The sequence below is a fragment of the Microbacterium sp. SS28 genome (assembly GCF_022761035.1).
Lineage (GTDB): Bacteria > Actinomycetota > Actinomycetes > Actinomycetales > Microbacteriaceae > Microbacterium.
In genome coordinates this window covers 215,494-239,876 of record NZ_JAKWJP010000005.1, presented here as the reverse complement: position 1 = coordinate 239,876, position 24,383 = coordinate 215,494, and the positions used below count along the sequence as shown (strand labels likewise).

The window sequence follows — 24,383 nt, the reverse complement described above, 5'->3', positions numbered from 1 at the left end:
GCGGCTCGACGCCGAGCCGATCGCTACCATTGAAGCATGGCCCAGAAAGCGTTTACCAGCGCAACCGACGTCGTCGACGGAGCCCATCCGACCCGATCGGTGCTGCGCCTGCTTCTGCGCCGCCCCGGACGCATGACCGTCGCGATCCTCGCCTTCGCGCTCAAGGAGATCCCGCTGTGGTTCCTCCCCGTCGTGACGGCGGCGATCATCGACATCGTCGCGGACGGGGGTGATGTCGTCGAGGTGCTCGGCTGGCTCGCGCTCGCAGCGGTTCTGCTGATTCAGAACTACCCCAACCACCTGATCTACACGCGCAACTTCATGACGGTCGTCCGCGACTCGGGCGTCGACCTGCGCAACGCGCTCGCCGAGCGCCTCCAGAGCCTCTCGATCGGCTATCACACGCGCGTCAGCTCGTCGCTCGTGCAGAGCAAGGTCGTCCGCGACGTCGAGAACGTCGAGCTCATGCTGCAGCAGGTGACCCACCCGCTCCTCTCGTCGGTCATGGTGCTCACGGGCGCCATCACGATGACGGCGATCGCGGTCCCCCAGTTCCTCCCGGTCTACGCGCTCGCGGTTCCGATCGCGATCGGGCTGCGCGCGAGCCTGCGGCGACGCACCGAAGTGCGCAACGCGACATTCCGCCGCGAGATGGAGGGTCTCGCCGCCCGCGTCGGCGAGATGGCCTCGCTCATCCCTGTGACGCGCGCGCACGGCCTCGAGCAGACCGCCGTGACGCGGGTCGCGACGGGTGCCGACGGCGTGCGTCGCGCGGGCCTGCACCTCGACATGCTCAACGGCCACGTCGCGTCGATCTCGTGGGTCACGATGCAGCTGCTCGGGGTGGGATGCCTCGGTCTCGCGGCGATCTTCTCGCTCACGGGGTTCCTCCCGATCACGCCGGGCGAGGTCGTCCTCCTCTCGACCTACTTCGCGCTCCTGACGGGCGGCCTCACGCAGCTGCTCATGCTCATCCCGGTCGGCGCGCGCGGCATCGAGTCGGTCCGCTCGATGGCCGAGGTGCTGCAGGAGCCCGACCTCGAGCAGAACGAGGGCAAGCGCCGCGTCGACCGCGTCGAGGGGCGCATCACCCTCGAGCGGGCCACGCACAGATATCCGGATGCCGATGTCGACGCCCTGCGCGACGTCGACCTCGACATCGCGCCCGGCGAGACGGTCGCCTTCGTCGGATCGTCGGGCTCGGGCAAGTCAACCCTCCTCAACCTCGTGCTCGGGTTCGTCCGCCCGACCGGTGGACGCATTCTCCTCGACGGCTCCGACATGCAGCTGCTGGATCTGCGCAGCGTGCGCCGATCGATCTCGGTCGTGCCGCAGGAGTCGGTGCTCTTCGAGGGCACGATCCGCGAGAACGTCGCGTACGGTCTGCAGCACGCGACGGACGAGATCGTCACCGAGGCGCTGCGCGGCGCCAACGCGCTCGAATTCGTCCGCTCGCAGTCGCAGGGCTGGGACACCGTCGTGGGCGAGCGCGGCGCGCGGCTCTCGGGCGGCCAGCGCCAGCGGCTCGCGATCGCACGCGCCCTCGTCCGCGACCCTCGCATCCTGCTCCTCGACGAGGCGACGAGCGCGCTCGATCCCGAGTCCGAAGCCCTCGTCAAAGAGGCGCTCGGCCGCCTCATGAAGGGGCGTACGACCCTCGTCGTCGCGCACCGGCTCTCGACGATCCGCGAGGCCGACCGCATCGTCGTGCTCGAGCACGGACGCATCGTCGAGTCCGGCTCGCACGACGAGCTGCTCGCGCGAGACGGCCGCTACGCACAGCTGCACCTGACGCAGGCCGGCTGACGCCGTCTTCCCGTCCGCCTCCGCGCGGCATCCGCCCTGCATCCGCCCTGCATCCGCCCTGCATGCGCCCCGCATCCGGCCCGCACCCGTCGAAACCGCACGAATGACGGATGCCACCACCCATCGGCCGCAGTTCGCGTGGTTTCGACGCCGGTTGCGCACCGCAAGCATCCGGGATAGCGCTTTCCCGCTGGCGCGCCTACAGTGGAGACACCACACATACGCGGAGGTCGCATGCACTTCGAGCCCGGCGAGCCCGGACGGCTCGCACTGCGCGACGGCGAGCGCACGCTCGCGGAGTACGTCTACGCCCCGACCGAGCCGCAGCTCGAGTCGCCGCGGCCCTACCTCCTGCTGCGCGACCGCAAAGGCCTCGACGTCACGGCCTACCGGCCCGACGACCACGTGTGGCACAAGGGCCTCTCGCTCGCCCTCCCCAACGTCGGCGTGCACAACTTCTGGGGCGGCCCGACGTACGTCCGCGACGAGGGCTACGTGCAGCTTCCGAACAACGGCGCGCAGGTCCACGGCGCGTTCGTCGCGTCCGATACACCGATAGCGGATGCCGCGGCCTCGCTCGCCCGCATCGACGAGCGCCTCGACTGGCGCAGCCAGGACGGCACCTCCGTGCTGACCGAGCACCGCATCCTCACGGCCCGCGCCGTCGGCGACGACGCGTGGGCGCTCACGTGGCGGAGCGCCCTCGTCAACGTCTCGGGGGAGTCGCTCGCGTTCGGATCGCCCACCTCGAAGGGCCGCGAGAACGCCGGATACGCCGGCATCTTCTGGCGCGGCCCCGCGGCGTGGAGGGGCGGCTCGATCCAGGGACCCGGCGGCGAGGCGGGCGACGCGGCCCGCGGCGCCTCCGGCCCGTGGCTCGCCTTCGTCGCGCCCGATCGCTCTGCGGGCGTGCTCGCGCTCGACCAGGCGTCGGGCGGTGGCCCCTGGTTCGCGCGCAGCGCGGAGTACGCAGGACTCTGCCCCGCCCCCTTCTTCTTCGACGAGACAGTCCTCGAGCCGGGCGGGACACTTGTGCTCGCCGCCGCATTCGTGATCGGCGGAGCGGATGTCGCATCCCTCGCGCCGACCGTCGGAGCCGACCTCGTCGCCGAGCTGCGCACCGTCCCCGCGACCGACTTCACCCACGAGACCTCCGAGGTATACGCATGACCCGCACCCTCCGCTGCGCCATCGTCGGCACAGGAGCCATCTCGCACGCCCACGCGCGCGGGATCGCGGCCCACCCCGCCGCAGAGCTCGTCGCGGTGACCGACCTCTCGCGCGAGCGCGCCGAGGCCTTCGCGGCCCAGTCGAGCGCCGGCGCGGCCGAGCCCGCCGGCACGGCCGAGCCCGCCGGCACGGCCGAGGCGGGTCGGACCAACACCCCCAAGGTCTACGACACGCTCGACGAGCTGCTCGAGGCGGAGCATCCCGATGTCGTCCACATCTGCACCCCGCCGATCGCGCATCGCGATCAGACCCTCGCCGCGTTCGCGGCGGGCGCGCACGTCGTGGTCGAGAAGCCTCCCGCACCGTCGCTCGACGAGCTCGACGAGATGCGCGCGGCCGCGGCAGCCGCGGGCCGGCAGCTCGCCGTCGTCTTCCAGCAGCGCACCGGCACCGCGGCGGCGCACGTCCGGCGGCTGCTCGAGGACGGCGCGCTCGGACGGCCGCTCATCGCGGTGTGCGAGACGCTCTGGTACCGCGATCAGGCCTACTTCGACGTCCCGTGGCGGGGCAAGTGGGCGACAGAGGGCGGCGGCACGACGCTCGGCCACGGCATCCATCAGCTCGATCTGCTCGCGTTCCTGCTCGGCGACTGGATCAGCGTGCAGGGGCGGCTCTGGCGGCTCGATCGCGAGACGCAGACCGAAGACGCCTCGACCGCGACTGTCGAGTTCGCGAACGGTGTCGTGGCGCAAGTCGTCACGAGCGCCGTCTCGCCGCGCGAGACGAGCTCGATCCGGATCGACACGCAGAAGGCGACCGTCACGGTCGATCATCTCTACGGCCACGGACACGAGAACTGGCGCATCACTCCCGCTCCCGGATTCGAGGTTGAGGCCGAACGATGGGCCCTTCCCGACCTCGAGGAGCGCAGCGACCACGAGCCGCTCCTGCGCGACGTCTTCGACAGCCTCCTCGCGGGCGCTCCGCTGCCGCCGACGGCCGACGCTCCAGCACGATCGTTCGAGATCGTCGCCGCGATCTACGCGTCCGCCGCCGCCGACGGAGCCGTCGTCACGCCGAGCGACCTCGCGACGCACCCGACCCACCGCGCCGGCTTCGAGAGCCCCGTCGCCGACCATCGCGAGGGTCGTCATGACTGACACGAGGGGCGCCGCCCCCGGCGAGATCTACCGCGACCCGGTCTACGACGGCGCGACCGACCCGACAGTCGTCCGCACGGCCGAGGGATCGTGGATGTTCTACACGCAGCGCCGCGCGACGCACCCCGACCCGGGCGCCGGTGTCGCGTGGGTGCACGGCAGCCGCATCGGCGTCGCGCGCTCCGACGATGGTGAAACCTGGTCGTACGTCGGCACTCTGGAGCCGGATGCCGCAGGCCTGCGCCTGCGCGAAGGCCCGCCGCCCGCGGTCGTGGGCGAGACGCACTGGGCGCCCGAGGTCATCCACGACGGTGCGCGCTGGCGCATGTACCTCACCGAGATCGAGGGCATCCCCGACCAGTGGCCGGGGCATGCGCGGCACATCGTCGAGTACGTCTCGGACGATCTCGCGACGTGGGAGCGCATCGGCCCGCTCGTCCTCGAGAGCGATCGCGTCATCGACGCGGCAGTCGCACGCTGCCCCGACGGCTCGTGGCGGCTCTGGTACAAGGATGAAGCCGCGGATTCGGTCACGAAGGTCGCCGCATCCCTCGATCTCGTCTCGTGGCGGCTCGACGGCACGGCGATCGGAGGCCGCTCGCACGAGGGCCCGTTCGTCTTCGCGCTCGGCGGCTCGTGGTGGATGATCACGGACGAATGGCGGGGCATGGCCGTGCACCGCTCGCGCGACGCCGTCGTGTGGGAGCGGCAAGGGGGAGCGGATGCCGTGATCCTCGGCGAGACCGAAGGCGAGGGAGTCGAGATCGGACGCCACGGCGCCGTCGTCGTCGATCCGGCCGGTCCCGGCAGCGCGCGGCTCTACTACTTCACGCACCCGTGGTGGGACGGATCCGAGGCCGCAGTGTCCGATTCCGGGTCACGGCCGAGCGCCGTCCACGTCGCACGCCTCGCGGTCGTCGCGGGCGAGCTGGTCTGCACGCGCTGAGAGCCGTGCCCGCGCCGGGCTCCGCATCGGGGCTCGCAACGCGCGGTGTCGCAGTTCGGGATGCTGCGCAGCGCGCCACCCGGTCCCGTCGCGCCTCGGCGCCCTCACCCCGAGCATTGAATCGTGTCATTCGTCCGAAGAGACCCTTGTGAAACGTTTTTCGGCGTGCTAACTTTCTGGCAAGCGCTTTCCCGGCACCAGGGGAAATCGTCACAACTCACCGCACACACGGACAACGGACGGTCCCGGGCACGACGAACAGGGACGTTCAAGAGAGGACAAGGATGTTCAGCAAGAAGCGGGCAATCGCCGGCGTCGCACTCGCGGCGGGCGCAGCCCTCGTGCTCGCAGGATGCGCAGGCGGCGGAGAAGGAGACGCTCCTGACACCGCCCCCACGTTCGACCCGAACGAGAAGGTGACGCTCAACCTCGCCTTCTGGGGCAACGACGTCCGCGCGGCGCTCTACGACGAGGCCATCGCGGCCTTCAACGAGGAGTACCCCAACATCACGGTCAACTCGACGTTCCTCCCCTTCCCCGACTTCTGGGAGAAGCGTCAGACCGAGGCGGCCGGTGGCGGCCTCCCCGACGTCATGCAGTTCGACTACTCCTACCTGCGCCAGTACGCGCAGAACAACCTGCTGCTCGACCTCGACCCGTACCTCGGCAACATCATCGACACCGAGCCGCTCGCGCAGAACATCCTCGACATCGGCGTCGTCAACGACACCACCTACGGCGTCCCGACGTCGACCAACGCGTGGGGCCTCTTCACCAACCCCGTCCTGCTCGAGAAGGCCGGCGTCGCCGAGTTCGAAGGCGGCTCGTGGGAGGACTACACCGACTGGATGGGCGAGATCACCGACGCCGGCGGCGGAGAGTACTGGGGCGGCTCCGACTTCAGCGGCCGCATCCAGAACTTCGAGCTCCAGCTGCGCTCGGAGGGCTCGTACCTCTTCAGCGAGGACGGCGAGCCGGGCTTCGACGAGGAGCGCCTCACCGAGTTCTGGGAGTCCGGCCAGGACATCCGCGACGGCATCGGCATCCCGCAGCAGCGCGTCGAGGAGGTCGCCCCCAAGGGCGGCTTCGATTCGGCCCTGACCGCGAGCGAGCTCACGTGGGACAACTTCGGCGCCGGCTACCTCTCGGGCCTCGGCGAGGGCTACACCGAGCTCGGTCTCATCGCACCGCCCGTCACCAAGGAAGGCGCGAAGGACCTCTACCTGAAGCCCTCGATGCTGCACACGATCTCGGCCAAGACCGAGCACCCCGAGGCGGCCGCGACGCTCGTGAACTTCCTCGTCAACTCGCCCGAGTCCGGTGAGATCTTCGGCACCAACCGCGGCCTCCCGGCCTCCGAGACGGCTCTCGCCGCCGCCGAGCTCGACCCGCTGAGCCAGCAGGTCAAGGACTACGAGGCGTCGATCGCCGACCGTCTGGGCGACGCCCCGCCGGTCCCGATCGTCGGCTACGGCACGCTCGAGGAGAAGTTCCGCCAGCTCGGCACCGAGCTGAACTTCGGCACCATCACGGTCGACGACGCGGTCTCGCAGTTCTTCAACGAGATGGACATCGTCCTCAACGGATGACCCACTTCCGGGGCCCGGGCGATCACGCCCGGGCTCCGGACCCCACCTGCTCCCTCATCACACTGGAGTACTTGTGAGCACGACACCGACGAGAGCCATCGTCACCAACAAGCCCCTCGCCAGGCGCCGTCTCCTCCGCGAGGAGAAGACCGAGTTCCTGAACCGACCGGGCCAGCGGCAGCGGGCGGTTCGCGAGACCCTCACGGGGTACGGCTTCCTCATCCCGTGGCTGATCGGATTCTTCGGCCTCACCCTCGTGCCGATGGTGTACTCGCTGTACCTGTCGTTCACGAGCTACAACATCTTCTCCCCGCCCAAGTGGGTGGGGTTCGAGAACTACATCCGGCTGTTCACCAAGGACCCGAACTTCATCCAGTCCGCGCAGATCACGCTCGTCTACGTGCTGATCGGAACCCCCATCATGCTCGCCGCGGCGCTGGGCGCCGCGATGCTGCTGAACTACCGCGACAAGGGCAGCGGCTTCTTCCGCTCGGCGTTCTACGCTCCCTCGCTCATCGCGGCGTCGGTCTCGGTCGCGATCGTGTGGAGGGCGATGTTCTCCACGGGCGGCCCGGTCGACAACTTCCAGCAGTTCCTCGGCATCGACATCGGCGGCTGGGTCGGCAACCCCGCGATGATCATGCCGATGATGATCCTGCTCGCGGTGTGGCAGTTCGGCGCGACGATGGTCATCTTCCTCGCGGGCCTCAAGCAGATCCCGAAGGAGCTCTACGAGGCGGCCGAGATGGACGGCGCCGGCCCGTGGAACAAGTTCCGCGCCGTGACGATCCCGATGCTCTCGCCGGTCATCTTCTTCAACCTGCTGCTCGGCCTGATCGGCGCGTTCCAGATCTTCGGCTCGGCCTACATCATCTCGAACGGCACCGGCGGCCCTGCCGGCATGACCAACTTCATCACGCTGTACCTGTACAAGACGGGCTTCAGCGACGGTCGCATGGGCTACGCCGCCGCGATCGCCTGGGTGCTGCTCGTGGTCGTCGCGATCATCGCCTTCATCCTCTTCCGCACCCAGCGCTCCTGGGTGCACTACTCGGGAGACAACCGATGACAACCTCCAGCTTCTCCGAGCCCGCCCTCGCCACGGTCGAGAACCAGCTCGACACCGTCGCGATCACGACGAACGAGCCGTCGGGCCGTCGCACGATCAAGCGCAAGACCTGGCAGACCATCATCTGGTTCGCCGTGCTCCTGATCATCACGGCGGTCGTGCTCTACCCGCTCGTATGGCTCTTCTTCGCGACCTTCAAGCCCAACGGCGAGTTCGGCCAGCCGGGGCTCCTGCCCCAGCAGCCCACGCTCGACAACTACGCCAAGATGTGGGAGGGCATCGCGGGCGTCCCGATGTGGCGGTTCTTCCTGAACAGCTTCATCCTCGCCGCCGTCAGCGTGATCGGCACGGTGCTCTCGTCAGCCCTCGCCGCGTACGCGTTCGCACGAGTGCAGTTCAAGGGCCTCGGCGTCCTGTTCGCCGCGATGATCGGCACGCTCCTGCTGCCGTTCCACGTCGTGATCATCCCGCAGTACATCATCTTCAACAACCTGGGGATGATCGACACCTACTGGCCGCTGCTGCTGCCGAAGTTCCTCGCGACCGAGGCCTTCTTCGTCTTCCTGCTCGTGCAGTTCATCCGCCAGATGCCCCGCGACATGGACGAGGCGGCCCGCATCGACGGCGCCGGCCACATGCGGATCTTCTGGTCGATCATCCTGCCGCTCATCAAGCCGGCGCTCATCACGTGCGCGATCTTCGCGTTCATCTGGGCGTGGAACGACTTCCTCGGACCACTCCTCTACATCACGAGCCCCGACCTGTACCCGCTGCCGATCGCGCTGCGCCTGTACAACGACCAGACGCAGTCCAGCGACTACGGCGCGACCGCGACGGCGTCGTTCATCGCCCTCATCCCGATCCTGCTGTTCTTCCTCGTGTTCCAGCGCTTCCTCGTCGACGGCGTCGCGACACAGGGTCTGAAGGGCTAGCGCCGTGGACCGCCGAGCACTGCGCGCCGCGCGCCGGGCCGACGCCTCGGGCAGCGGCCCGACCCTCGGGGAGCGCGAGCCTTCGCGCAACCCGGGGGCGACGGGGGCCTTCGCCCTCTTCGGCGAGGTGCTCATGACGGGGCTGCTCGTCACGATCGCGGGCCTCGCGATCGTGACGCTCCCCGCGGCGCTCGCCGCAGGCATCCGTCATATGCGCCGCTACGCCGCTGCGGAAGGCTCGCCGTACGCGCTCTTCTGGCAGGACGTCCGCAAGGCGCTGCCGGGCGGGCTCGTCGTCGGCGTCGCGGGTGTCGCGTTGACGCTCCTGCTGCTGCTCGACATCGACCTCGCGAACTCCGGCTTCCTCCCCGGCGGCGCCGTCATCGGCGTCGTCGGATGGGCGGGACTCGTCGCGGGCGCCGTCGCGCTCCTGACCGCCGCCGCCGCGTGGAGCCCTGACACCGGCTGGAGGGCGGCCTTCCGAGCCGTCCCGGCCGCGGTCGGCGCCGACCTCACCGGCGCGCTCTTCCTCGCCGCGACCGCCGTGTTCGTCGGCGTCGTCACGTGGATGCTCGTGCCGCTCATCATCCCGGCGCTGGGCAGCGCCGTGCTCGCCGCGGTCGCGATCCCCGGGCGGCGTCGCCGCGGCGCCCACTGACCCGCACGACCCGGATGCCTCGCCACCGCGAGGCCCCACGCTCTGCGGTCCCGCACCACCACCCCTGACCGACCGACGACCCCGAGGAGCTGCCGCGTGCTGTACGGCGCCGACTACAACCCCGACCAGTGGCCCGAAGACGTGTGGGACGAGGACGTCCGCCTCATGCGCGAGGCCGGCGTCAACATCGTGAGCCTCGGCATCTTCGCGTGGTCGCGCCTGCAGCCCGCCGAGGGCGAGTGGGACTTCGACTGGCTCGACACCGTCATCGCCAAGCTGCACGCGGGCGGCATCCAGGTGAACCTCGCGACGGCGACCGCCTCGCCGCCGCCGTGGGTCAGCGCGCAGTACCCCGAGACGCTCCCCACCGATGAGAGCGGCGCGTCGTACTGGCCGGGCAGCCGTCAGCACTTCGCACCCTCGTCGCCGACGTACCGGCGACTCGCGGGTGAGCTCGTCCGACGTCTCGCCGAGCGCTATGCGCGGCATCCCGCCGTCGTCATGTGGCATGTCGGCAACGAGTTCGGCTGCCACCTCTGGATGGACTACTCGGATGCCGCGCGCGACGCGTACCGCGCGTGGCTGCGCGAGGGCTACGGCACGATCGACGCGCTCAACGCAGCGTGGGGGACGAGCTTCTGGTCGCAGCGCTACGACCACTTCGACGAGATCTTCCCGCCGCGCCTCGCGCCGTACAGCCACAACCCGTCGTCGATGCTCGACTTCCGGCGGTTCACGAGCGACATGCTGCTCGAGTGCTACCTCATGGAGCGCGGGATCCTGATCGAGGCGGGCGCGACCCAGCCCATCACGACGAACTTCATGGGTCCCTTCAAGCCGGCCGACTACTCCCGGTGGGCGCCGCACATGGACGTCATCGCCGACGACTGCTACCCCGATCCCTCCAATCCGAACCGCGTGCGGGATGCCGCCTTCCAGCGCGATCTCGTCCGCTCGCTCAAGCCCGGCGTGCCGTGGCTCCTGTGGGAGCAGGCGACGGATGCCGTCAACTGGCGTCCCTCCAACCCCGGCAAGAAGCCCGGAGTGCTCGTCGCCGAGACGGCGCAGTCGATCGCACGCGGCGCCGACGGCATCATGTTCTTCCAGTGGCGGCAGTCCCGCGCGGGGAGCGAGAAGTTCCACTCCGCGATGCTTCCGCACGCGGGCACGCAGACGCAGACGTGGCGGGCCGTCACCGACCTCGGGGCGCGCCTCGGCGCGCTGCCTGAGCTGCCGCCGCCCGGTCGTGATGCCCGCACGGCGCTCATCTTCGACTGGGAGAACTGGTGGGCCGTCGAGGAGCGCGACCACCCCACCCAGGTCGACTACCTCGCGCTCGTGCTCGAGTGGTACGGCGCGCTCCACGCCCGCGGGATCCAGGTCGACATCGTCGCCCCTGAACGCGTCGACGCGGGCTACGACCTCGTGATCGCCCCCGCGCTCTACCTCCTGCGCGACGAGGGCGCCGAGGCGCTCCGCAGCTTCGTCGAGGACGGCGGCACGCTGCTCGCGGGCCCCTTCACCGACATCGTCGACCAGCACGACCAGTTCCGCGCCGGAGGCTTCCTGACGCAGCTCGGGCCGCTCCTGGGCGTCCGGTTCGAGGACTTCGGCGCGCTCCCGGGCGCCTCGACGGGCGGCATGGGCGTCGGCGCGGGCGTGGGCGCACAGATCGCGAACGCAGCGGGTGGCTCCGTCGTCTCGGTGCGCTTCGGCGACCGGTCGTTCGGCGGCCGGCTCGTCGCCGAGTCCGTCCACGCCGAGGCAGCCGAGGTCGTCGCGACCTTCGGCGACGGTCTCGCGGCGGGCGGCCCCGCCCTGACGCGCAACCCGCACGGACTCGGCGAGGCCTGGTACGTCGCGACGATGCCCGACACCGAGGGGCTCGACGCCGTCGTGTCGGCCGTCCTCGCGGCATCCGGAGTCCGTCCCGTCGTCGAGAACCTGCCCGCCGGGGTCGAGGCCGCGCGCCGCGGCGACCTCGTCACGGTCGTCAACCACGGCGACGAGTCCGCCGAGATCGCGATCGAGGGGACGGATGCCGAGACCGGCGCTCCGCTCGGAGTGCGCGTCCTCGCGCCCCAGGGTGTGCTGTTCGCACTCTCGCGACTCGACGCCGAGCCGCATGCCCTGCCACGCGAATCGGCGCTGAGCTCATGATCCGGGAAAACGGTTGCGCGGCATCCCTCCGCGTGGCACACTGTTGGAAAGCGCTTACCCAACCTCCTCCCGGATGCGACGGAATCAGCGCAGCAAGCCTCACAGAAAGCAGGGTCCCGTGACCGACACGACCATCGCCCCGGCGGAGACCGCGGCCCCCTCGCGCCCGCAGGTGCGCGAGATCGGCATCATCATGAACGGCGTCTCGGGCCGCATGGGATACCGCCAGCACCTCGTGCGCTCGATCCTCGCGATCCGCGACCAGGGCGGCATCGAGCTCTCCGACGGCTCGAAGGTGACCGTCAAGCCGCTGCTCGTCGGCCGCAGCGAGGCCAAGCTCGCCGAGCTCGCCGCGAAGCACGGCATCGAGGACTACACGACCGACCTCGACGCCGCCCTCGCCGACCCGCGCTGGGAGATCTACGCCGACTTCCTCGTGACGAAGGCGCGCGCCTCGGCGCTGCGCAAGGCGATCGCCGCGGGCAAGACGATCTACACCGAGAAGCCCACGGCCGAGACGGTCGAAGAGGCCCTCGAGCTCGCACGGCTCGCGCAGGCCGCCGGCGTCAAGACCGGCGTCGTGCACGACAAGCTCTACCTCCCGGGCCTGCAGAAGCTCAAGCGCCTCATCGACTCGGGCTTCTTCGGACGCATCCTCTCGGTCCGCGGCGAGTTCGGCTACTGGGTGTTCGAGGGAGACTGGCAGCCCGCGCAGCGTCCCTCGTGGAACTACCGCGCCGAGGACGGCGGCGGCATCATCGTCGACATGTTCCCGCACTGGAACTACGTGCTCGAGAACCTCTTCGGCAAGGTCGACACGGTCTACGCGCAGGCCTCGACCCACATCCCGACCCGCTGGGACGAGAACGACGAGCCCTACACCGCGACCGCCGAAGACGCCGCGTACGGCATCTTCGAGCTCGAGGGCGGCATCGTCGCGCAGATCAACTCGTCCTGGACCGTCCGCGTCAACCGCGACGAGCTCGTCGAGTTCCACGTCGACGGCACGCACGGCTCGGCCGTCGTCGGCCTGTTCGGTGCCAAGATCCAGCACCGCAACGCGACGCCCAAGCCCGTCTGGAACCCCGACCTCGCCGACAGCCACGACTACGACGCCGACTGGGCCGAAGTGCCCGTCAACGACGTCTTCCAGAACGGCTTCAAGCAGCAGTGGGAGGAGTTCCTCGAGTCCTACGTGCTCGGCACCGAGTACGAGTTCGACCTCCTCGCGGGTGCCCGCGGCGTGCTGCTGGCCGAGGCCGGTCTGCAGTCGAGCCGCCAAGGCCGCAAGGTCGAGCTGCCCGCTCTGACGCTGGAGTGACCTCGATGCCGACGACGACCGCCACCACCACCTTCACGCTCCTCGGCGCGGACGGCACCCTCACGAGCGCTCCGCTCGCGGAGGCGCCCGCCTACACGAGGCCGACGACGCCGCTGCGCAGCCGCGTCGCGTACGCGGCCGCGCACGTCGTGCCCGTGACCTCCGCCGACAACACGCCGGGGCAGCCCGCGCAGGTCGACTGGGACGCGACGCTCGACTTCCGCCGCCACGTGTACTCGTGGGGACTCGGCGTCGCGGACGCGATGGACACGGCCCAGCGAAACATGGGACTGGATGCCGCGGCCACCCGCGAGCTCATCTCCCGGTCGGCGCAGGTCGCGCGTGAAGAGGGCGGCTCGGTCGTCGTCGGCGTCAACACCGATCACGTCGAGGCGGAGTTGATCTCGCTCGGCGAGATCATCGACGCCTACAAGGAGCAGCTGCACTTCACCGAGGAGCAGGGCGCAGGCCCCGTGCTGATGGCCTCGCGCCACCTCGCGCGCGCCGCCTCGACGCGCGCAGACTACCTGCGCGTGTACGGCGCCGTGCTCCAGTCCGCGACGACACCCGTCGTGCTGCACTGGCTCGGCACGGCGTTCGACCCCGCCCTCGCCGGATACTTCGGCTCCGAAGACCAGACCGAGGCGGCGGACGTGCTCCTCCGCGTCATCGCCGAGAACCCTGGCAAGGTCGCGGGCGTCAAGATGAGCCTCCTGGATGCCGCGGCCGAGGTCTCGGTGCGCGAGCGCCTTCCCGAGGGCGTGCGCATGTTCACGGGCGACGACTTCAACTACGTCGGCCTGATCGGCGGGGCTGACGTGCCGGACGCCGCCCAGCCGGCGCGGGACGCGGCATCCGATCGCCGGCACTCCGACGCCCTGCTCGGCGCGTTCGCCGCGATCACCCCGGTCGCGTCCGCTGCGATCCAGGCTCTCGACGCCGGCGACCCCGCCGCATACCTGTCGATCCTCGGACCCACCGAGGAGCTCAGCCGGCAGGTCTTCGCCGCGCCGACGTTCTACTACAAGACCGGCGTCGCCTTCCTGTCATGGCTCAACGGTCACCAGACGGCGTTCCAGATGGTGGGAGGCCTGCACTCCGCGCGCAGCCTTCCGCACCTGTCGCGCATCGTCGAGCTCGCGAACGCCTCGGGCGCGCTCGAGCGCCCCGAGCTCGCCGCCGACCGCTGGCACGGCCTGCTGCGCCTGAACGGCCTCGACGCATGACCGCCGTCGACCCTCGCCTCTCCATCAACCAGGCGACGCTCAAGCGCGCGAACCTCGCCGAGGCCCTGCGCGCGACCGCCGACGGCGGCGTGCAGGCGATCGGCCTGTGGCGCGAGCCGGTCAACGAGGTGGGCCTCTCGACCGCCGCCAAGATGCTCGAAGGCTCGGGCCTGCGCTTCACGACGCACTGCCGCGGCGGCTTCTTCACGATCCCCGAGGGCCCCGGCCGCCGCGCCGCGATCGACGACAACCGGCGCGCGATCGAAGAGACCGCGACGCTCGCCGCGGCGGGCGCCGACGGGTCGACCGCGATCCTCGTGCTCGTCGCGGGCGGTCTGCCCGAGGGCTCCCGCGACCTGATCGGCGCGCGCTCGCGCGTCCGCGACGCCCTGGAAGAGCTGGCTCCGGATGCCGCTGCCGCCGGTGTGACGCTCGCGATCGAGCCGCTGCATCCCATGTACGCGTCCGACCGGGCCGTCGTCTCGACGCTCGGGCAGGCGCTGGATCTCGCGGCGGACTTCGACCCTTCGGTCGTCGGGGTGACCGTCGACACCTTCCACATCTGGTGGGATCCGCAGGTTCTCGAGCAGATCGCGCGCGCGGGCCGCGATGGTCGCATCGCGACCTACCAGGTGTGCGACTGGAAGACTCCGCTCGCGGCCGACGTGCTGCTCTCGCGCCACTATCCGGGCGACGGCGTCATCGACTTCGCGTCACTCACGAGCGCCGTCGTCGAGGCCGGCTACGCGGGCGACATCGAGGTCGAGATCTTCAACGAGGACATCTGGGCGACCGCGCCCGACGAGGTCGTGCGTCGCACGGCGGAGGGCTTCGGCGCGGCCGTGTCGCCGTCGCTGGGTGCGACCGTAGACTCTGCCTGATGACCGACACCACCGTCGAGCCGACGAGCGCGAGGGTCCGCACCTCCGCGCCGACGCTGCACGACGTCGCGGCAGCGGCGGGAGTCTCGCTCGCGACGGCGTCGCGCGTGCTCAACGGCTCGGCGCGCAAGGTCGCCGAGTCGTACCGCGAGCGCGTCGAGGCGGCGGCCGCCGAGCTCGGCTACAGCGCCAACCTCTCGGCGCAGGCGACCGCGAAGGGCACCTCCGCGATCATCGCGCTGCTCGTCGCCGACATCGCCGACCCCTACTTCGGCCAGCTGGCCTCGGGTGTCGCGCGCGGTGCCGACGAGGCGGGGCTGGTCGTCACGATCGCGATCACCGAGCGGGACGCTGCGCGCGAGACGCGTCTCGTGCGGGCGCTGCGCGGTCAGCGTCCGCGTGGCCTCATCCTCGCGGCATCCCGCAGCACCGAGACGTCCGCCCCCGAGCTGCAGCAGGAGCTCGACGCCCTCACCGCGGCCGGCGGGCGCGTCGTCGCGCTCGGACCGGGCGCGGGCGAGGTCCGCACGGTGCTCATCGACAACCACGGCGGCGCTCGCGAGCTCGGTGCGGCGCTCGCGGCGCGCGGCTACCGGAACGCCGTCATCCTCGGGGCGCAGGAGGGCGTGCGCACCTCGGACGACCGCATCGCGGGCTTCACCGAGGGCTTCGCCGCAGGTGAAGGCACAGTCGACCGCATCCATCGCGGAGCGTTCACGCGCGACGCGGGGGAGCGCATCATGCGCGAGGCGCTCGCCGAGGGCATCGAGCCCGGCACCGTCGTCTTCGCGATCAGCGACGTCGTCGCGATCGGCGCGCTGTCCGCCGTCCGCGAAGCGGGCCGCGAGATCGGCGCCGACATCGCGCTCGCGGGCTTCGACGACATCCCCACGGGACGCGACGTGACCCCCGCGCTCACGACCGTCCGCGTCCCGCTCGAGGACGTCGGCTACGAGACGCTGCGGGCCGCCGTCGACGACGCATGGCAGCAGGAGCCCGGCAGCATCCGCCTCGAGGTGCTCCTGCGCGCCAGCACCCCCGGGCGCTGACACGTGGCAGGCTCTCGCCCGCCCGTGGTGTTCGCCCCCGACAGCTTCAAGGGCTCGATCGGCGCCGCAGCCGCGGCATCCGCCCTCGCCGAAGGCTGGTCGTCGGTGCGCGGCGACGACCGCGTCGTGCTGCGCCCCGTCGCCGATGGCGGTGAAGGCACGCTCGACGCTTTCGAGGCAGCCGTCCCCGGAGCGCGGCGCATGCCGGTCACGGTCACGGGACCCGATGGACAGGCGACGGATGCCGCGTGGCTGCTGCTGCCCGCGACGCCCGACGCCCCCGCGGGGACGGGCGTCGTCGAGCTCGCCTCGACCTCCGGCATCGAGCTGCTCGGCGATCGCCGGCTGCCGTGGGACGCCGACACGACGGGCTTCGGGCAGGCCATCGCGGCTGCGCTCGACCACGGCGTCTCGCGGCTCGTGCTCGGCATCGGATCGAGCGCCTCGACCGACGGCGGAACGGGACTGCTCACGGCGCTCGGCGCGGAGTTCACGGACTGCCTCGCGCAGCCGATCCCGCGCGGTGCGCACGGCCTCGGATCCGTCGTCCACGCGAACCTCGGGGGCCTCCGGCCACTCCCTCCCGGCGGCGTCATCGTCCTGACCGACGTCACGAACCCCCTGCTCGGCCCCACGGGCGCGGCAGCCGTCTTCGGGCCGCAGAAGGGCTTCGGCGCACGCGGCGTCATCGCCGCCGACACGGGCCTCGGTCGTCTCGCGGGCCTCCTGCCGGCCGAATCGCGGACGCCCGGCGCAGGCGCCGCGGGAGGATCCGGGTTCGCTCTGCTCGCGTGGGGAGCGTCGCTCGTACCCGGCGCCGTCGAGGTGTCGTCGCTCGTGGGGCTTCCCGCAGCGCTGGCCGAAGCATCCGTCGTCATCACGGGCGAAGGCGCGTTCGACGGCCAGTCGGCCGCCGGCAAGGCGCCCGCGCACGTCGCGGCGCTCGCCGCGTCGGCGCACGTGCCGGTCGCGCTCGCCGCGGGACGCATCGCTCCGGATGCCGACACCTCGGCCTTCGCCGCGTCCGCATCGCTCACCGAGCTGGCAGGGTCCTCGGCGGCGGCTCTCGCCGACCCCGGCCGGTGGCTGCGCGCCGCCGGCGCGGCGCTCGCCCGCGCTCTCTGATCACACAAGACTGCAGCGTCGGACGGATGCTGCTCCCCGTACTGCCCATCACCTCAATGTCGCAGATAGCCGCATTGTCGGACGGATGCTGCTCCTCGCGTGCGACGGTGTGCAGATCTGCGACGTTGCGGTGCGCCCCGGGCTGGTGTGGCGTGTCGGGCTCGGCGTTCGTCTCATCGCCGCAATGTCGCAGATAACCGCATTGTCGGACGGATGCTGCTGCCCGCGTGTGACGGTGTGCAGATCTGCGACGTTGCGGTGCGCTCGGCCGCGCGTCAGGCCCCGCCGAGCGCCTCCGTCACGACGGCGCGAGCCTCCTCCTGCACCTCGGCGAGGTGCTCGGGGCCGCGCAGCGACTCGGCGTAGAGCTTGTAGACGTCCTCGGTGCCGGAAGGGCGGGCGGCGAACCAGGCGTGCTCGGTCTGCACCTTGAGGCCGCCGATCGCGGCGCCGTTGCCCGGCGCGTGCGAGAGCTTCGCCGTGATCGGCTCGCCCGCGAGCTCGGTCGCCGTGACCGCCTCGGGAGCGAGCTTCGACAGCGCCGCCTTCTGCGCCGGCGACGCCGGGGCGTCGACGCGCTGGTAGGCGGAGGCCCCGAACTCGGCTTCGAGCTCCGCGTAGCGCTGCGACGGCGTCTTGCCCGTCACGGCGAGGATCTCGGACGCGAGCAGGCACAGCAGGATGCCGTCCTTGTCGGTCGTCCAGACGGTGCCGTCCTTGCGGAGGAACGAGGCTCCCGCCGACTCCTCGCCGCCGAAGGCGACCGAGCCGTCGAGCAGACCGGGGACGAACCACTTGAACCCGACGGGCACCTCGAGCAGCTCCCGCCCGAGCGATGCGGCGACGCGATCGATGATCATCGACGAGACGAGCGTCTTGCCGATCGCGGCATCCGCGGGCCAGTTCGGGCGGTGCGCGTAGAGGTAGTCGATTGCGACGGCGAGGAAGTGGTTCGGGTTCATGAGCCCCGCGTCGGGGGTCACGATGCCGTGCCGGTCGGCGTCGGCGTCGTTGCCCGTCAGCAGGTCGTACTCGTGGCGGCGCGCGACGAGCGCGGCCATGGCCGACGGCGACGACGGATCCATGCGGATCTTCTCGTCCCAGTCGAGCGTCATGAACTTCCAGGTCGGGTCGACGTCGGGGTTGACGACCGTGAGGTCGAGCCCGTACACCTCGGCGATGAGCGCCCAGTACTCGACCGATGCGCCGCCCAGCGGGTCGGCGCCGATGCGCACGCCCGCCTTGCGGATCGCGTCGACGTCGATGATGTCGGCGAGGTCGCGCACGTAGGCGTCGCGGAAGTCGTACTGTCCGAGCGTCTCGGCGTCGAGGTCGGCGTAGCGCGTGCGCTGCACCTCGCCCAGGCCCGCCGCGATGATCGCGTTGGCGCGGTCGGCGATCCAGCCGGTCGCGTCGGTGTCGGCGGGTCCGCCGTTCGGCGGGTTGTACTTGAAGCCGCCGTCGCGCGGCGGGTTGTGCGAGGGCGTCACGACGATGCCGTCGGCCCGGCCGGGGTCGGAGGCGGCGCGGCCACGGTTGTACGCGAGGATCGCGTGGCTCAGCGCGGGCGTCGGCACCCACGAGTCGCGGGCGTCGACGCGCACGTCCACGCCGTTCGCGACGAGCACCTCGATCGCGCTGCGCTCGGCGGGCAGCGAGAGCCCGTGCGTGTCGCGGCCCAGGAACAGGGGTCCTGCGATGCCCTGCGCGTTGCGGTAGTCCACGATCGCCTGCGTCGTGGCGAGGATGTGATCCTCGTTGAAGCTCGTGGAGAGCGACGATCCGCGATGGCCGCTCGTGCCGAACGCGACGCGCTGCTCGGGGATGGAGGCATCCGGTCTGCGGTCGTAATAGGCGGCGATCAGTTCGTCGATGTCGATGAGGTCGGATGCTTCGGCGGGCTGTCCTGCTCGGCTCATCGTCCCAGTCTGCCCGCTCCGAGGGTCGATGTCGCGACCGAGTCGAAACGCGGGGCCATGCGCGAGGGCCCGCGGCTAGGCTGAAACGCGTGACTTCCGAGCCCGAGGACGCCCCCCGCCGCACCTACAGCTACCTCGGACCCGCCGGAACATTCACGGAAGCCGCCCTCGCGCAGGTGCCCGAAGCGCGTGGTCAGGTGTGGCATTCCGTCCGCAACGTGGGCGAAGCGCTCGCGGATGTCGTCGCGGGCCGCTCGGATGCCGCGATGATCGCGATCGAGAACTCCGTCGACGGCGGCGTCTCGACGGCGCAGGATGCGCTCGCGACGATGCCGGGCCTGCGGATTGTGGGGGAGTACCTCGTCCCCGTCGACTTCGTGCTCGTGGCCCGCCCCGGGACGCGCCTCGAGGACGTCTCGCTCGTGGCGGGGCATCCCGTCGCCTACGCGCAATGCCTTCAGTGGCTCACGCGTGAGCTGCCGGCGCACGCGCACATCCCGGCGGCGAGCAATGTTGCGAGCGCGATGGGGCTCATCGACGGAACGAGCGATGCGGATGCCGCGATCGCGCCGCCCGGAATCCTCGAGCACCACGACCTCGAGCTGCTTGCCTCGAAGATCGGCGACAATGCGAACGCCGTGACGCGGTTCGTGCTCGTGAGCCGGCCCGTCACGCCGCCGCCCCCGACGGGCGCCGACAAGACGTCGCTCATCGCGGAGCTGCCCGACGACCATCCCGGCGCCCTGCTCGAGATGCTCGAGCAGTTCGCGACGCGCGGCATCAACCTCTCGCTCCTGGCTTCGCGCCCGATCGGCGACGAGCTCGGCCGCTACCGCTTCGTCATCGACGCCGACGGGCACATCGAGGACGAGCGCATGGCCGACGCTCTCCTGGGCCTGCGCCGCTTCAGCCCCAAGGTGATCTTCCTCGGGTCGTACCCGCGCGCCGACCGCGCGATCGTGCACTACCCCGAGCGCTACTCCGACGATGTGTTCATCGAGGCCCGCGACTGGCTGCGCGGGCTCATCAGCGGCGAACCCGGGGCCTGACGCACGGCGAAAGGGCGGAATCGGCATGCCGATTCCGCCCCGCCTTCGGATTCTCGAGCTCCCGGCTCTCGGCGTCCGACGACTGCCATCGCGTCTCCTGTCGAGCGCGGTCCCTGCCCCAAGTCAGGTACCGATCCCTGTATGCAGGGGTTGCCCGCGGGCTTCCACGTCCCGCCCGGACGCTGCAGCCCCGACGCGATGGTGCCGCCGCGCGGTTCCCGATCTTCAGACGGGGCGGGGAAGCGCCCTGCGTGCGAAGACCCGTGCGGCGGGATGTCTCCATGGTAGGGCTGGTCTGACCACAGCGACGGGAGTCCCAGCCAACGGCTCGAGAACGCTCAGCCCGCTCGCAGAAACGGGCGCGTGTGGCAGGGGCGGGAGCCCGCTAGGCGGCCGCGAGCAGCTCGAGGGTCTGCGCCCGGCCCGGCGCGGCATCCATCGGCTCGTGATCGTAGGCCCCCGAGACGGGCGAGACCATGACCTCGTCGACGCCGTAGCGGGCGGCGAAGGCGGCGATCTCGGCCTGGACCGAGGCGCCCGTGCCGACGAACCACTTGGCGCGCGATCCGGCCATGATCTGCTCGCCGAGGGAGTCGAAGTCGGATGCCGCGGCCCGCGCCTGCTCGACGGTCTCGAGCGCGATCAGCGGCCGGTTCTGCCGCAGCCGCGCCATCATGCGCAGCTGCGGGACCGCGCGATCCTCGGCCTCCGCTGCGGTCGGCGCCGCGATGGCGTTCACCGTGAGGAAGGTGCGCGGAGCGCGCAGCGCCTCACTCGGCACGAACTGCCCGCGGTAGAGGTCGAGCGCCCGCTCGAGGCCCTCGCCCGAGAAGTGGTTCGCGAAGACGTAGGGAAGGCCGAGGGATGCCGCGAGCTGCGCCGAGTAGTCGCTCGACCCGAGCAGCCACACCTCGGGCGCGCTCGTCGCGGCGGGCGTCGCATGCACGTCGTAGGTCCCGCCCGACGAGAACTCGACGGTGGCGCCCTCCGCGCCGACGAGCCGCGTGATGTCGCGCACGTGCTGCGGGAAGCGCTCGACGTCGCTCGTCGTGCCCGACATCCGCAGCAACTGCGTGATGACGGGGTCGCTGCCGGGCGCGCGGCCGAGGCCGAGGTCGATGCGGCCGGGGGCGATCGCCTCGAGCGCCGCGAACTGCTCCGCGACGACGAGCGGGGAATGGTTCGGCAGCATGACCCCGCCCGAGCCGACGCGGATGCGCGCCGTGCGCGTCGCGGCCGCGGCGATGAGCACGGGCGGCGTCGTCGACGCGACGGCCGGCATGTTGTGGTGCTCGGCGAACCAGTAGCGGCGATAGCCCAGCTCGTCGGCGCGCTGCGCGAGGGCGAGGGATGCCGCGACAGCCTCCGCGCTCGTCTGCCCCGCCCGCACGGGCACGAGGTCGAGGACGGAGAGGGCAGGGACGGAGGCGGAGGTGGCGGAACTCATCCCTGAGCGCAACCCCGGCCCCGGCCGTCGCATTCCGGGATCGGGCCGCAGGCTCTCAGCGGGACCGCGCCGCCGCCTTGACCTTCTCGTACGCATCGAGTGCCGCCTTGCGCGTCGCGCCGAGATCGACGATCGGCTCGGGCGGCTCGGGCGAGGCGTGCTCGGGCGCCCACTCCTTCACGTAGCGGCCGTCCGGGTCGAACTTCTTCGCCTGGAGCTCCGGGTTGAAGATGCGGAAGTAGGGAGCGGCATCCGCCCCCGATCCCGCGACCCACTGCCAGTTGAACGGATTGCTCGCGCCGTCGGCGTCGACCAGGGTGTCCCAGAACCACTGCTCGCCGAGTCGCCAGTCGACAGCCAGGTTCTTGATGAGGAAGGATGCCGCGACCATCCGCACCCGGTTGTGCATGAAGCCGGTGCGCCAGAGTTCGCGCATGCCGGCGTCGACGAGGGCGATTCCCGTCCTGCCCTGATGCCAGGCCTCGAGGCGGTCCTGATCCAGCGGCGGCCACGGAAAGGCGTCGAACTCGGGGCGCAGATTCCTCGTCGCGAGGTCGGGGAAGTGGAAGAGCGTGTGGGCTGCGAACTCCCGCCAGCCGATCTCCGACAGGAACCGATCGCCGCCCCCCGCCGCGACCCCTTCGTGCCACACGGTGTGCGGACTCAGCTCACCCCACCGGAGCCGCGGCGAGAGCAGCGACGTCGCGCCCGCGGCCGGTTCGTCGCGCGCACGCCCGTAGGCCGCGAGATCGACATCGAGGAACTCGCGCAGCCTCGCCCGTGCGGCGGGCTCGCCCGGCTCCCACGTCTCGCGCAGGCCCCCGGCCCAGTCCGGATGCCGCGGCAGCAGGTCCCAGTCGGCGAGCTCGTCGCTGGAGATCGAGGCTCGGGGGCCCGCGATCTCGCGCGGCTCGGGCAGGGGCGCGCGGGGCGGAAGACCGTTCAGGCACGCGCGCCAGAACGGCGTGAACACCGAGAAGTGCGTGCCCGCCCCGGTCTTGACCGTCCACGGCTCGAAGAGCAGCGAGCCGGCGAACGACCCGACCTCGATGCCGTCCGCGCGCAGCCCCGTCTTCAGCTCGGTGTCGATCTCTCGCTCGGCGCCGCCGTAGCGCCGGTTCCAGAAGACGGCGCGGGCACCGGCATCCGTCGCCGCCTCGCGGACGACGCGACCCGCCGGTCCTCGCCGCAGCACGAGCCGCGCACCCTTCGCCTCGAGCCGATCGGCGAGCGAGGCGAGCGAGTGGTGCAGCCACCAGCGTGCCGCGCCGCCGAGGGGACGGATGCCGGGCGACTCGTCGTCGAGCACATAGAGCACCACGACGGGGCCCCCCGCGTCGACCGCGGCCCTCAGGGCCGGGTTGTCGGCCAGGCGGAGGTCGTCGCGCAGCCAGACGATGCTCGGGCTCACCATCCGGTCATCCTGTCACCCCACCCCGGCATGCCCGCGAGAGGTTGACAACCGCTCCATCAGCAGGACCGCCGCGTGCTGCAGCCCACTCCGCTCCCCGAGCCAGTCGAGGGGTCGAACCCGGGCCTCGCGACAGACCTCCAGGGTCGACCGCTCAGAGTCCGCCGACGTCGTGCCCCTTCGGCACCGCGAGCTCGAGGGCGCCCGGCGCGACGTGCGCGCGCACCCGCACCGCCTCTCCGAACTCGTCGCCGTCGAGCTGCACGGGCTGGGCCTCGTGCGTGCCGACGTCCAGCTGAGCGCCCCTCGCGTAGCGGACGGCGTTGTCCTTCGTGCGCAGCGCGAGCATCCGGCGGCCCGCACGGAACTTGCGCAGAAAGCTGTTGTCCCAGGCGACCCGTCGCCAGACGAGGATCCACCCGAGGGGGCCCTTCGGCTGGAAGATGACGATATCCATCGCACCGTCGACGATGGATGCCTCAGGGATGAGCTCGAGGCCGGCGGGGAGCGAGCCGCAATTGGCGAAGAGCACGCTCTGCACCCGGGCCGAGTGCAGCCGGCGGCCGGTGATCTCGTACATGACGCGGAAGGGCTTGGCGTTCGGGAGCGACCGCGCGGCGCCGTCGACGTAAGCCACCCACCCGACCGTCTTCTTCAGCTGCGGGTTGGTGTTGGCGATCATGGCGGCGTCCAGGCCCATGCCGCCCATCACCACGAAGGCATGCTCCTGGGTCGTGCCGTCTGCGCGGGTGAGCGCGGCGAACCCGACATCCATCGCCAGCCGGTCGCCCTCGAATGTGGCGCGGATCATCGCCTCGGCATTGTCGAGAGGCAGCCGCAGATTGCGGGCGAGCAGGTTGCCGGTGCCGCTCGGCACGATCGTCAGCGGAACCCCGCTGCCGCTCATCGCCTCAGAGACGGCGCGCACGGTGCCGTCGCCGCCCGCGACGAGCACGGCATCCGCTCCCGCCTCGAGAGCCTGCCGGGCGACGTCGTCGCCCAGGTCGTCGACGGTCGTCTCATAGAAGAGGGGCTCGGCCCATCCCGAATCGGCGGCGAGGCGCACGACCGAAGCGCGCAGGGTCTCGGCATCCACCTTGATGGGGTTGTAGACCAGAGCCGCTTTCGGGCTGGGGCGCTCGCTGCCCGACTCCATCGGCACGGTTCGGCCGTCAGGATCCACCTGTCGCGCGCGACCGCTCTCACCTGCAGAGGAGTCGGCCGCGATGTCTTCGGGCTGGCGGATGACGTCACCGGGGCTCGCGGCACCGGCCGGGTCAGGCTCCGCCGCACCGCCGTCGGCGAGGGCTGCCAGCCGTTCCGCCTCGGCGCGCGCCTGCGTCGCGGCGGCCTGCAGCGCCCGCTCGTCGGGGCCGTCGGCATAGATCGCGTCGGAGGGATGCGGCGGCACGTCGTGCGGAACCGGCTCATCGCCGTCCGGTCGGGTGCCCACTGCCATGCGTAC

At 71.2% G+C, this 24,383-nt stretch carries 19 protein-coding genes; 15 read left to right on the top strand and 4 right to left on the bottom strand.

The genetic code is table 11. From position 1 onward, the window contains the following. Positions 1–36 precede the first annotated feature (36 nt). From MJ607_RS15225 to MJ607_RS15160, 14 genes are all read left to right on the top strand, one after another. Positions 37–1,806, top strand: coding sequence for an ABC transporter ATP-binding protein (locus MJ607_RS15225; protein ID WP_243076455.1), 1,770 nt, complete (start codon positions 37–39; stop codon positions 1,804–1,806). Between the two features lie 234 nt (positions 1,807–2,040). Continuing rightward, positions 2,041–2,976, top strand: coding sequence for a PmoA family protein (locus tag MJ607_RS15220; protein WP_243076454.1), 936 nt, complete (start codon positions 2,041–2,043; stop codon positions 2,974–2,976). After that, positions 2,973–4,136 carry a Gfo/Idh/MocA family protein gene (locus MJ607_RS15215; RefSeq protein ID WP_243076453.1) on the top strand — a complete coding sequence of 388 codons (1,164 nt, stop codon included), beginning with the start codon at positions 2,973–2,975 and terminating at the stop codon, positions 4,134–4,136. The genes MJ607_RS15220 and MJ607_RS15215 overlap by 4 nt, the downstream gene beginning before the upstream one ends. Continuing rightward, the gene (locus tag MJ607_RS15210; protein WP_243076452.1) at positions 4,129–5,082 is read left to right on the top strand and encodes a family 43 glycosylhydrolase; all 954 of its coding nucleotides are present in this window, start codon (positions 4,129–4,131) and stop codon (positions 5,080–5,082) included. The genes MJ607_RS15215 and MJ607_RS15210 overlap by 8 nt, the downstream gene beginning before the upstream one ends. A gap of 284 nt (positions 5,083–5,366) precedes the next feature. After that, positions 5,367–6,671 (top strand): ABC transporter substrate-binding protein, encoded by a 1,305-nt coding sequence (locus MJ607_RS15205; protein ID WP_243076451.1) that lies wholly within the window; start codon positions 5,367–5,369, stop codon positions 6,669–6,671. 73 nt (positions 6,672–6,744) lie between these two features. Next, positions 6,745–7,740, top strand: a complete 996-nt coding sequence (locus tag MJ607_RS15200) for a carbohydrate ABC transporter permease (protein WP_243076450.1) — start codon at positions 6,745–6,747, stop codon at positions 7,738–7,740. Continuing rightward, positions 7,737–8,672 (top strand): carbohydrate ABC transporter permease, encoded by a 936-nt coding sequence (locus tag MJ607_RS15195; protein ID WP_243076449.1) that lies wholly within the window; start codon positions 7,737–7,739, stop codon positions 8,670–8,672. The genes MJ607_RS15200 and MJ607_RS15195 overlap by 4 nt, the downstream gene beginning before the upstream one ends. Positions 8,673–8,676: 4 nt before the next feature. After that, positions 8,677–9,330 carry a hypothetical protein gene (locus tag MJ607_RS15190; RefSeq protein ID WP_243076448.1) on the top strand — a complete coding sequence of 218 codons (654 nt, stop codon included), beginning with the start codon at positions 8,677–8,679 and terminating at the stop codon, positions 9,328–9,330. A gap of 96 nt (positions 9,331–9,426) precedes the next feature. Beyond that, positions 9,427–11,490, top strand: coding sequence for a beta-galactosidase (locus tag MJ607_RS15185; RefSeq protein ID WP_243076447.1), 2,064 nt, complete (start codon positions 9,427–9,429; stop codon positions 11,488–11,490). A gap of 118 nt (positions 11,491–11,608) precedes the next feature. Next, positions 11,609–12,811: a Gfo/Idh/MocA family protein gene (locus tag MJ607_RS15180; RefSeq protein WP_243076446.1), complete on the top strand. Its 1,203-nt coding sequence runs from the start codon at positions 11,609–11,611 to the stop codon at positions 12,809–12,811. Between the two features lie 5 nt (positions 12,812–12,816). Beyond that, on the top strand, positions 12,817–14,037 hold the full coding sequence (locus MJ607_RS15175) for a dihydrodipicolinate synthase family protein (protein WP_243076445.1): 1,221 nt from the start codon (positions 12,817–12,819) through the stop codon (positions 14,035–14,037). Then, positions 14,034–14,918: a sugar phosphate isomerase/epimerase gene (locus tag MJ607_RS15170; RefSeq protein WP_243076444.1), complete on the top strand. Its 885-nt coding sequence runs from the start codon at positions 14,034–14,036 to the stop codon at positions 14,916–14,918. Before MJ607_RS15175 ends, MJ607_RS15170 begins: the two co-directional genes overlap by 4 nt. Next, a complete protein-coding gene (locus tag MJ607_RS15165; RefSeq protein ID WP_243076443.1) occupies positions 14,918–15,967 on the top strand; it encodes a LacI family DNA-binding transcriptional regulator in 1,050 nt (349 codons plus the stop codon). Before MJ607_RS15170 ends, MJ607_RS15165 begins: the two co-directional genes overlap by 1 nt. 24 nt (positions 15,968–15,991) lie before the next feature. Next, the gene (locus tag MJ607_RS15160) at positions 15,992–17,092 is read left to right on the top strand and encodes a glycerate kinase (RefSeq protein WP_243076442.1); all 1,101 of its coding nucleotides are present in this window, start codon (positions 15,992–15,994) and stop codon (positions 17,090–17,092) included. Between the two features lie 275 nt (positions 17,093–17,367). On the opposite strand, the gene pgm is transcribed toward MJ607_RS15160, so the two are convergent. Then, positions 17,368–19,011, bottom strand: coding sequence for a phosphoglucomutase (alpha-D-glucose-1,6-bisphosphate-dependent) (gene pgm / locus MJ607_RS15155; RefSeq protein WP_243076441.1), 1,644 nt, complete (start codon positions 19,009–19,011; stop codon positions 17,368–17,370). Between the two features lie 89 nt (positions 19,012–19,100). On the opposite strand from pgm, the gene pheA reads away from it, so the two are divergent. Continuing rightward, positions 19,101–20,060 (top strand): prephenate dehydratase, encoded by a 960-nt coding sequence (pheA, locus tag MJ607_RS15150; RefSeq protein ID WP_243076440.1) that lies wholly within the window; start codon positions 19,101–19,103, stop codon positions 20,058–20,060. 385 nt (positions 20,061–20,445) lie between these two features. Here pheA and MJ607_RS15145 read toward each other — a convergent pair whose 3' ends face one another. The 3 genes from MJ607_RS15145 to MJ607_RS15135 all read right to left on the bottom strand — a co-directional run bounded on the left by MJ607_RS15145 (position 20,446) and on the right by MJ607_RS15135 (position 24,377). Beyond that, entirely contained in the window at positions 20,446–21,507 is a 1,062-nt protein-coding gene (locus tag MJ607_RS15145; RefSeq protein WP_243076439.1) for an LLM class flavin-dependent oxidoreductase, read from the bottom strand. A gap of 55 nt (positions 21,508–21,562) precedes the next feature. Continuing rightward, positions 21,563–22,921 carry a deoxyribodipyrimidine photo-lyase gene (locus MJ607_RS15140; protein WP_243076438.1) on the bottom strand — a complete coding sequence of 453 codons (1,359 nt, stop codon included), beginning with the start codon at positions 22,919–22,921 and terminating at the stop codon, positions 21,563–21,565. A gap of 151 nt (positions 22,922–23,072) precedes the next feature. Next, positions 23,073–24,377 carry a diacylglycerol kinase family protein gene (locus tag MJ607_RS15135; protein WP_243076437.1) on the bottom strand — a complete coding sequence of 435 codons (1,305 nt, stop codon included), beginning with the start codon at positions 24,375–24,377 and terminating at the stop codon, positions 23,073–23,075. Between the last annotated feature and the right edge of the window lie 6 nt (positions 24,378–24,383).

Coding starts and splice junctions, on each gene's coding strand:
- MJ607_RS15225 (WP_243076455.1), top strand. CDS start 37: ATGGCCCAGAAAGCGTTTACCAGCGCAACCGACGTCGTCGACGGAGCC.
- MJ607_RS15215 (WP_243076453.1), top strand. CDS start 2,973: ATGACCCGCACCCTCCGCTGCGCCATCGTCGGCACAGGAGCCATCTCG.
- MJ607_RS15170 (WP_243076444.1), top strand. CDS start 14,034: ATGACCGCCGTCGACCCTCGCCTCTCCATCAACCAGGCGACGCTCAAG.
- MJ607_RS15135 (WP_243076437.1), bottom strand. CDS start 24,377: ATGGCAGTGGGCACCCGACCGGACGGCGATGAGCCGGTTCCGCACGAC.
- MJ607_RS15165 (WP_243076443.1), top strand. CDS start 14,918: ATGACCGACACCACCGTCGAGCCGACGAGCGCGAGGGTCCGCACCTCC.
- pgm (WP_243076441.1), bottom strand. CDS start 19,011: ATGAGCCGAGCAGGACAGCCCGCCGAAGCATCCGACCTCATCGACATC.
- MJ607_RS15175 (WP_243076445.1), top strand. CDS start 12,817: ATGCCGACGACGACCGCCACCACCACCTTCACGCTCCTCGGCGCGGAC.
- MJ607_RS15205 (WP_243076451.1), top strand. CDS start 5,367: ATGTTCAGCAAGAAGCGGGCAATCGCCGGCGTCGCACTCGCGGCGGGC.
- MJ607_RS15220 (WP_243076454.1), top strand. CDS start 2,041: ATGCACTTCGAGCCCGGCGAGCCCGGACGGCTCGCACTGCGCGACGGC.
- MJ607_RS15210 (WP_243076452.1), top strand. CDS start 4,129: ATGACTGACACGAGGGGCGCCGCCCCCGGCGAGATCTACCGCGACCCG.
- MJ607_RS15195 (WP_243076449.1), top strand. CDS start 7,737: ATGACAACCTCCAGCTTCTCCGAGCCCGCCCTCGCCACGGTCGAGAAC.
- MJ607_RS15140 (WP_243076438.1), bottom strand. CDS start 22,921: ATGGTGAGCCCGAGCATCGTCTGGCTGCGCGACGACCTCCGCCTGGCC.
- MJ607_RS15145 (WP_243076439.1), bottom strand. CDS start 21,507: ATGAGTTCCGCCACCTCCGCCTCCGTCCCTGCCCTCTCCGTCCTCGAC.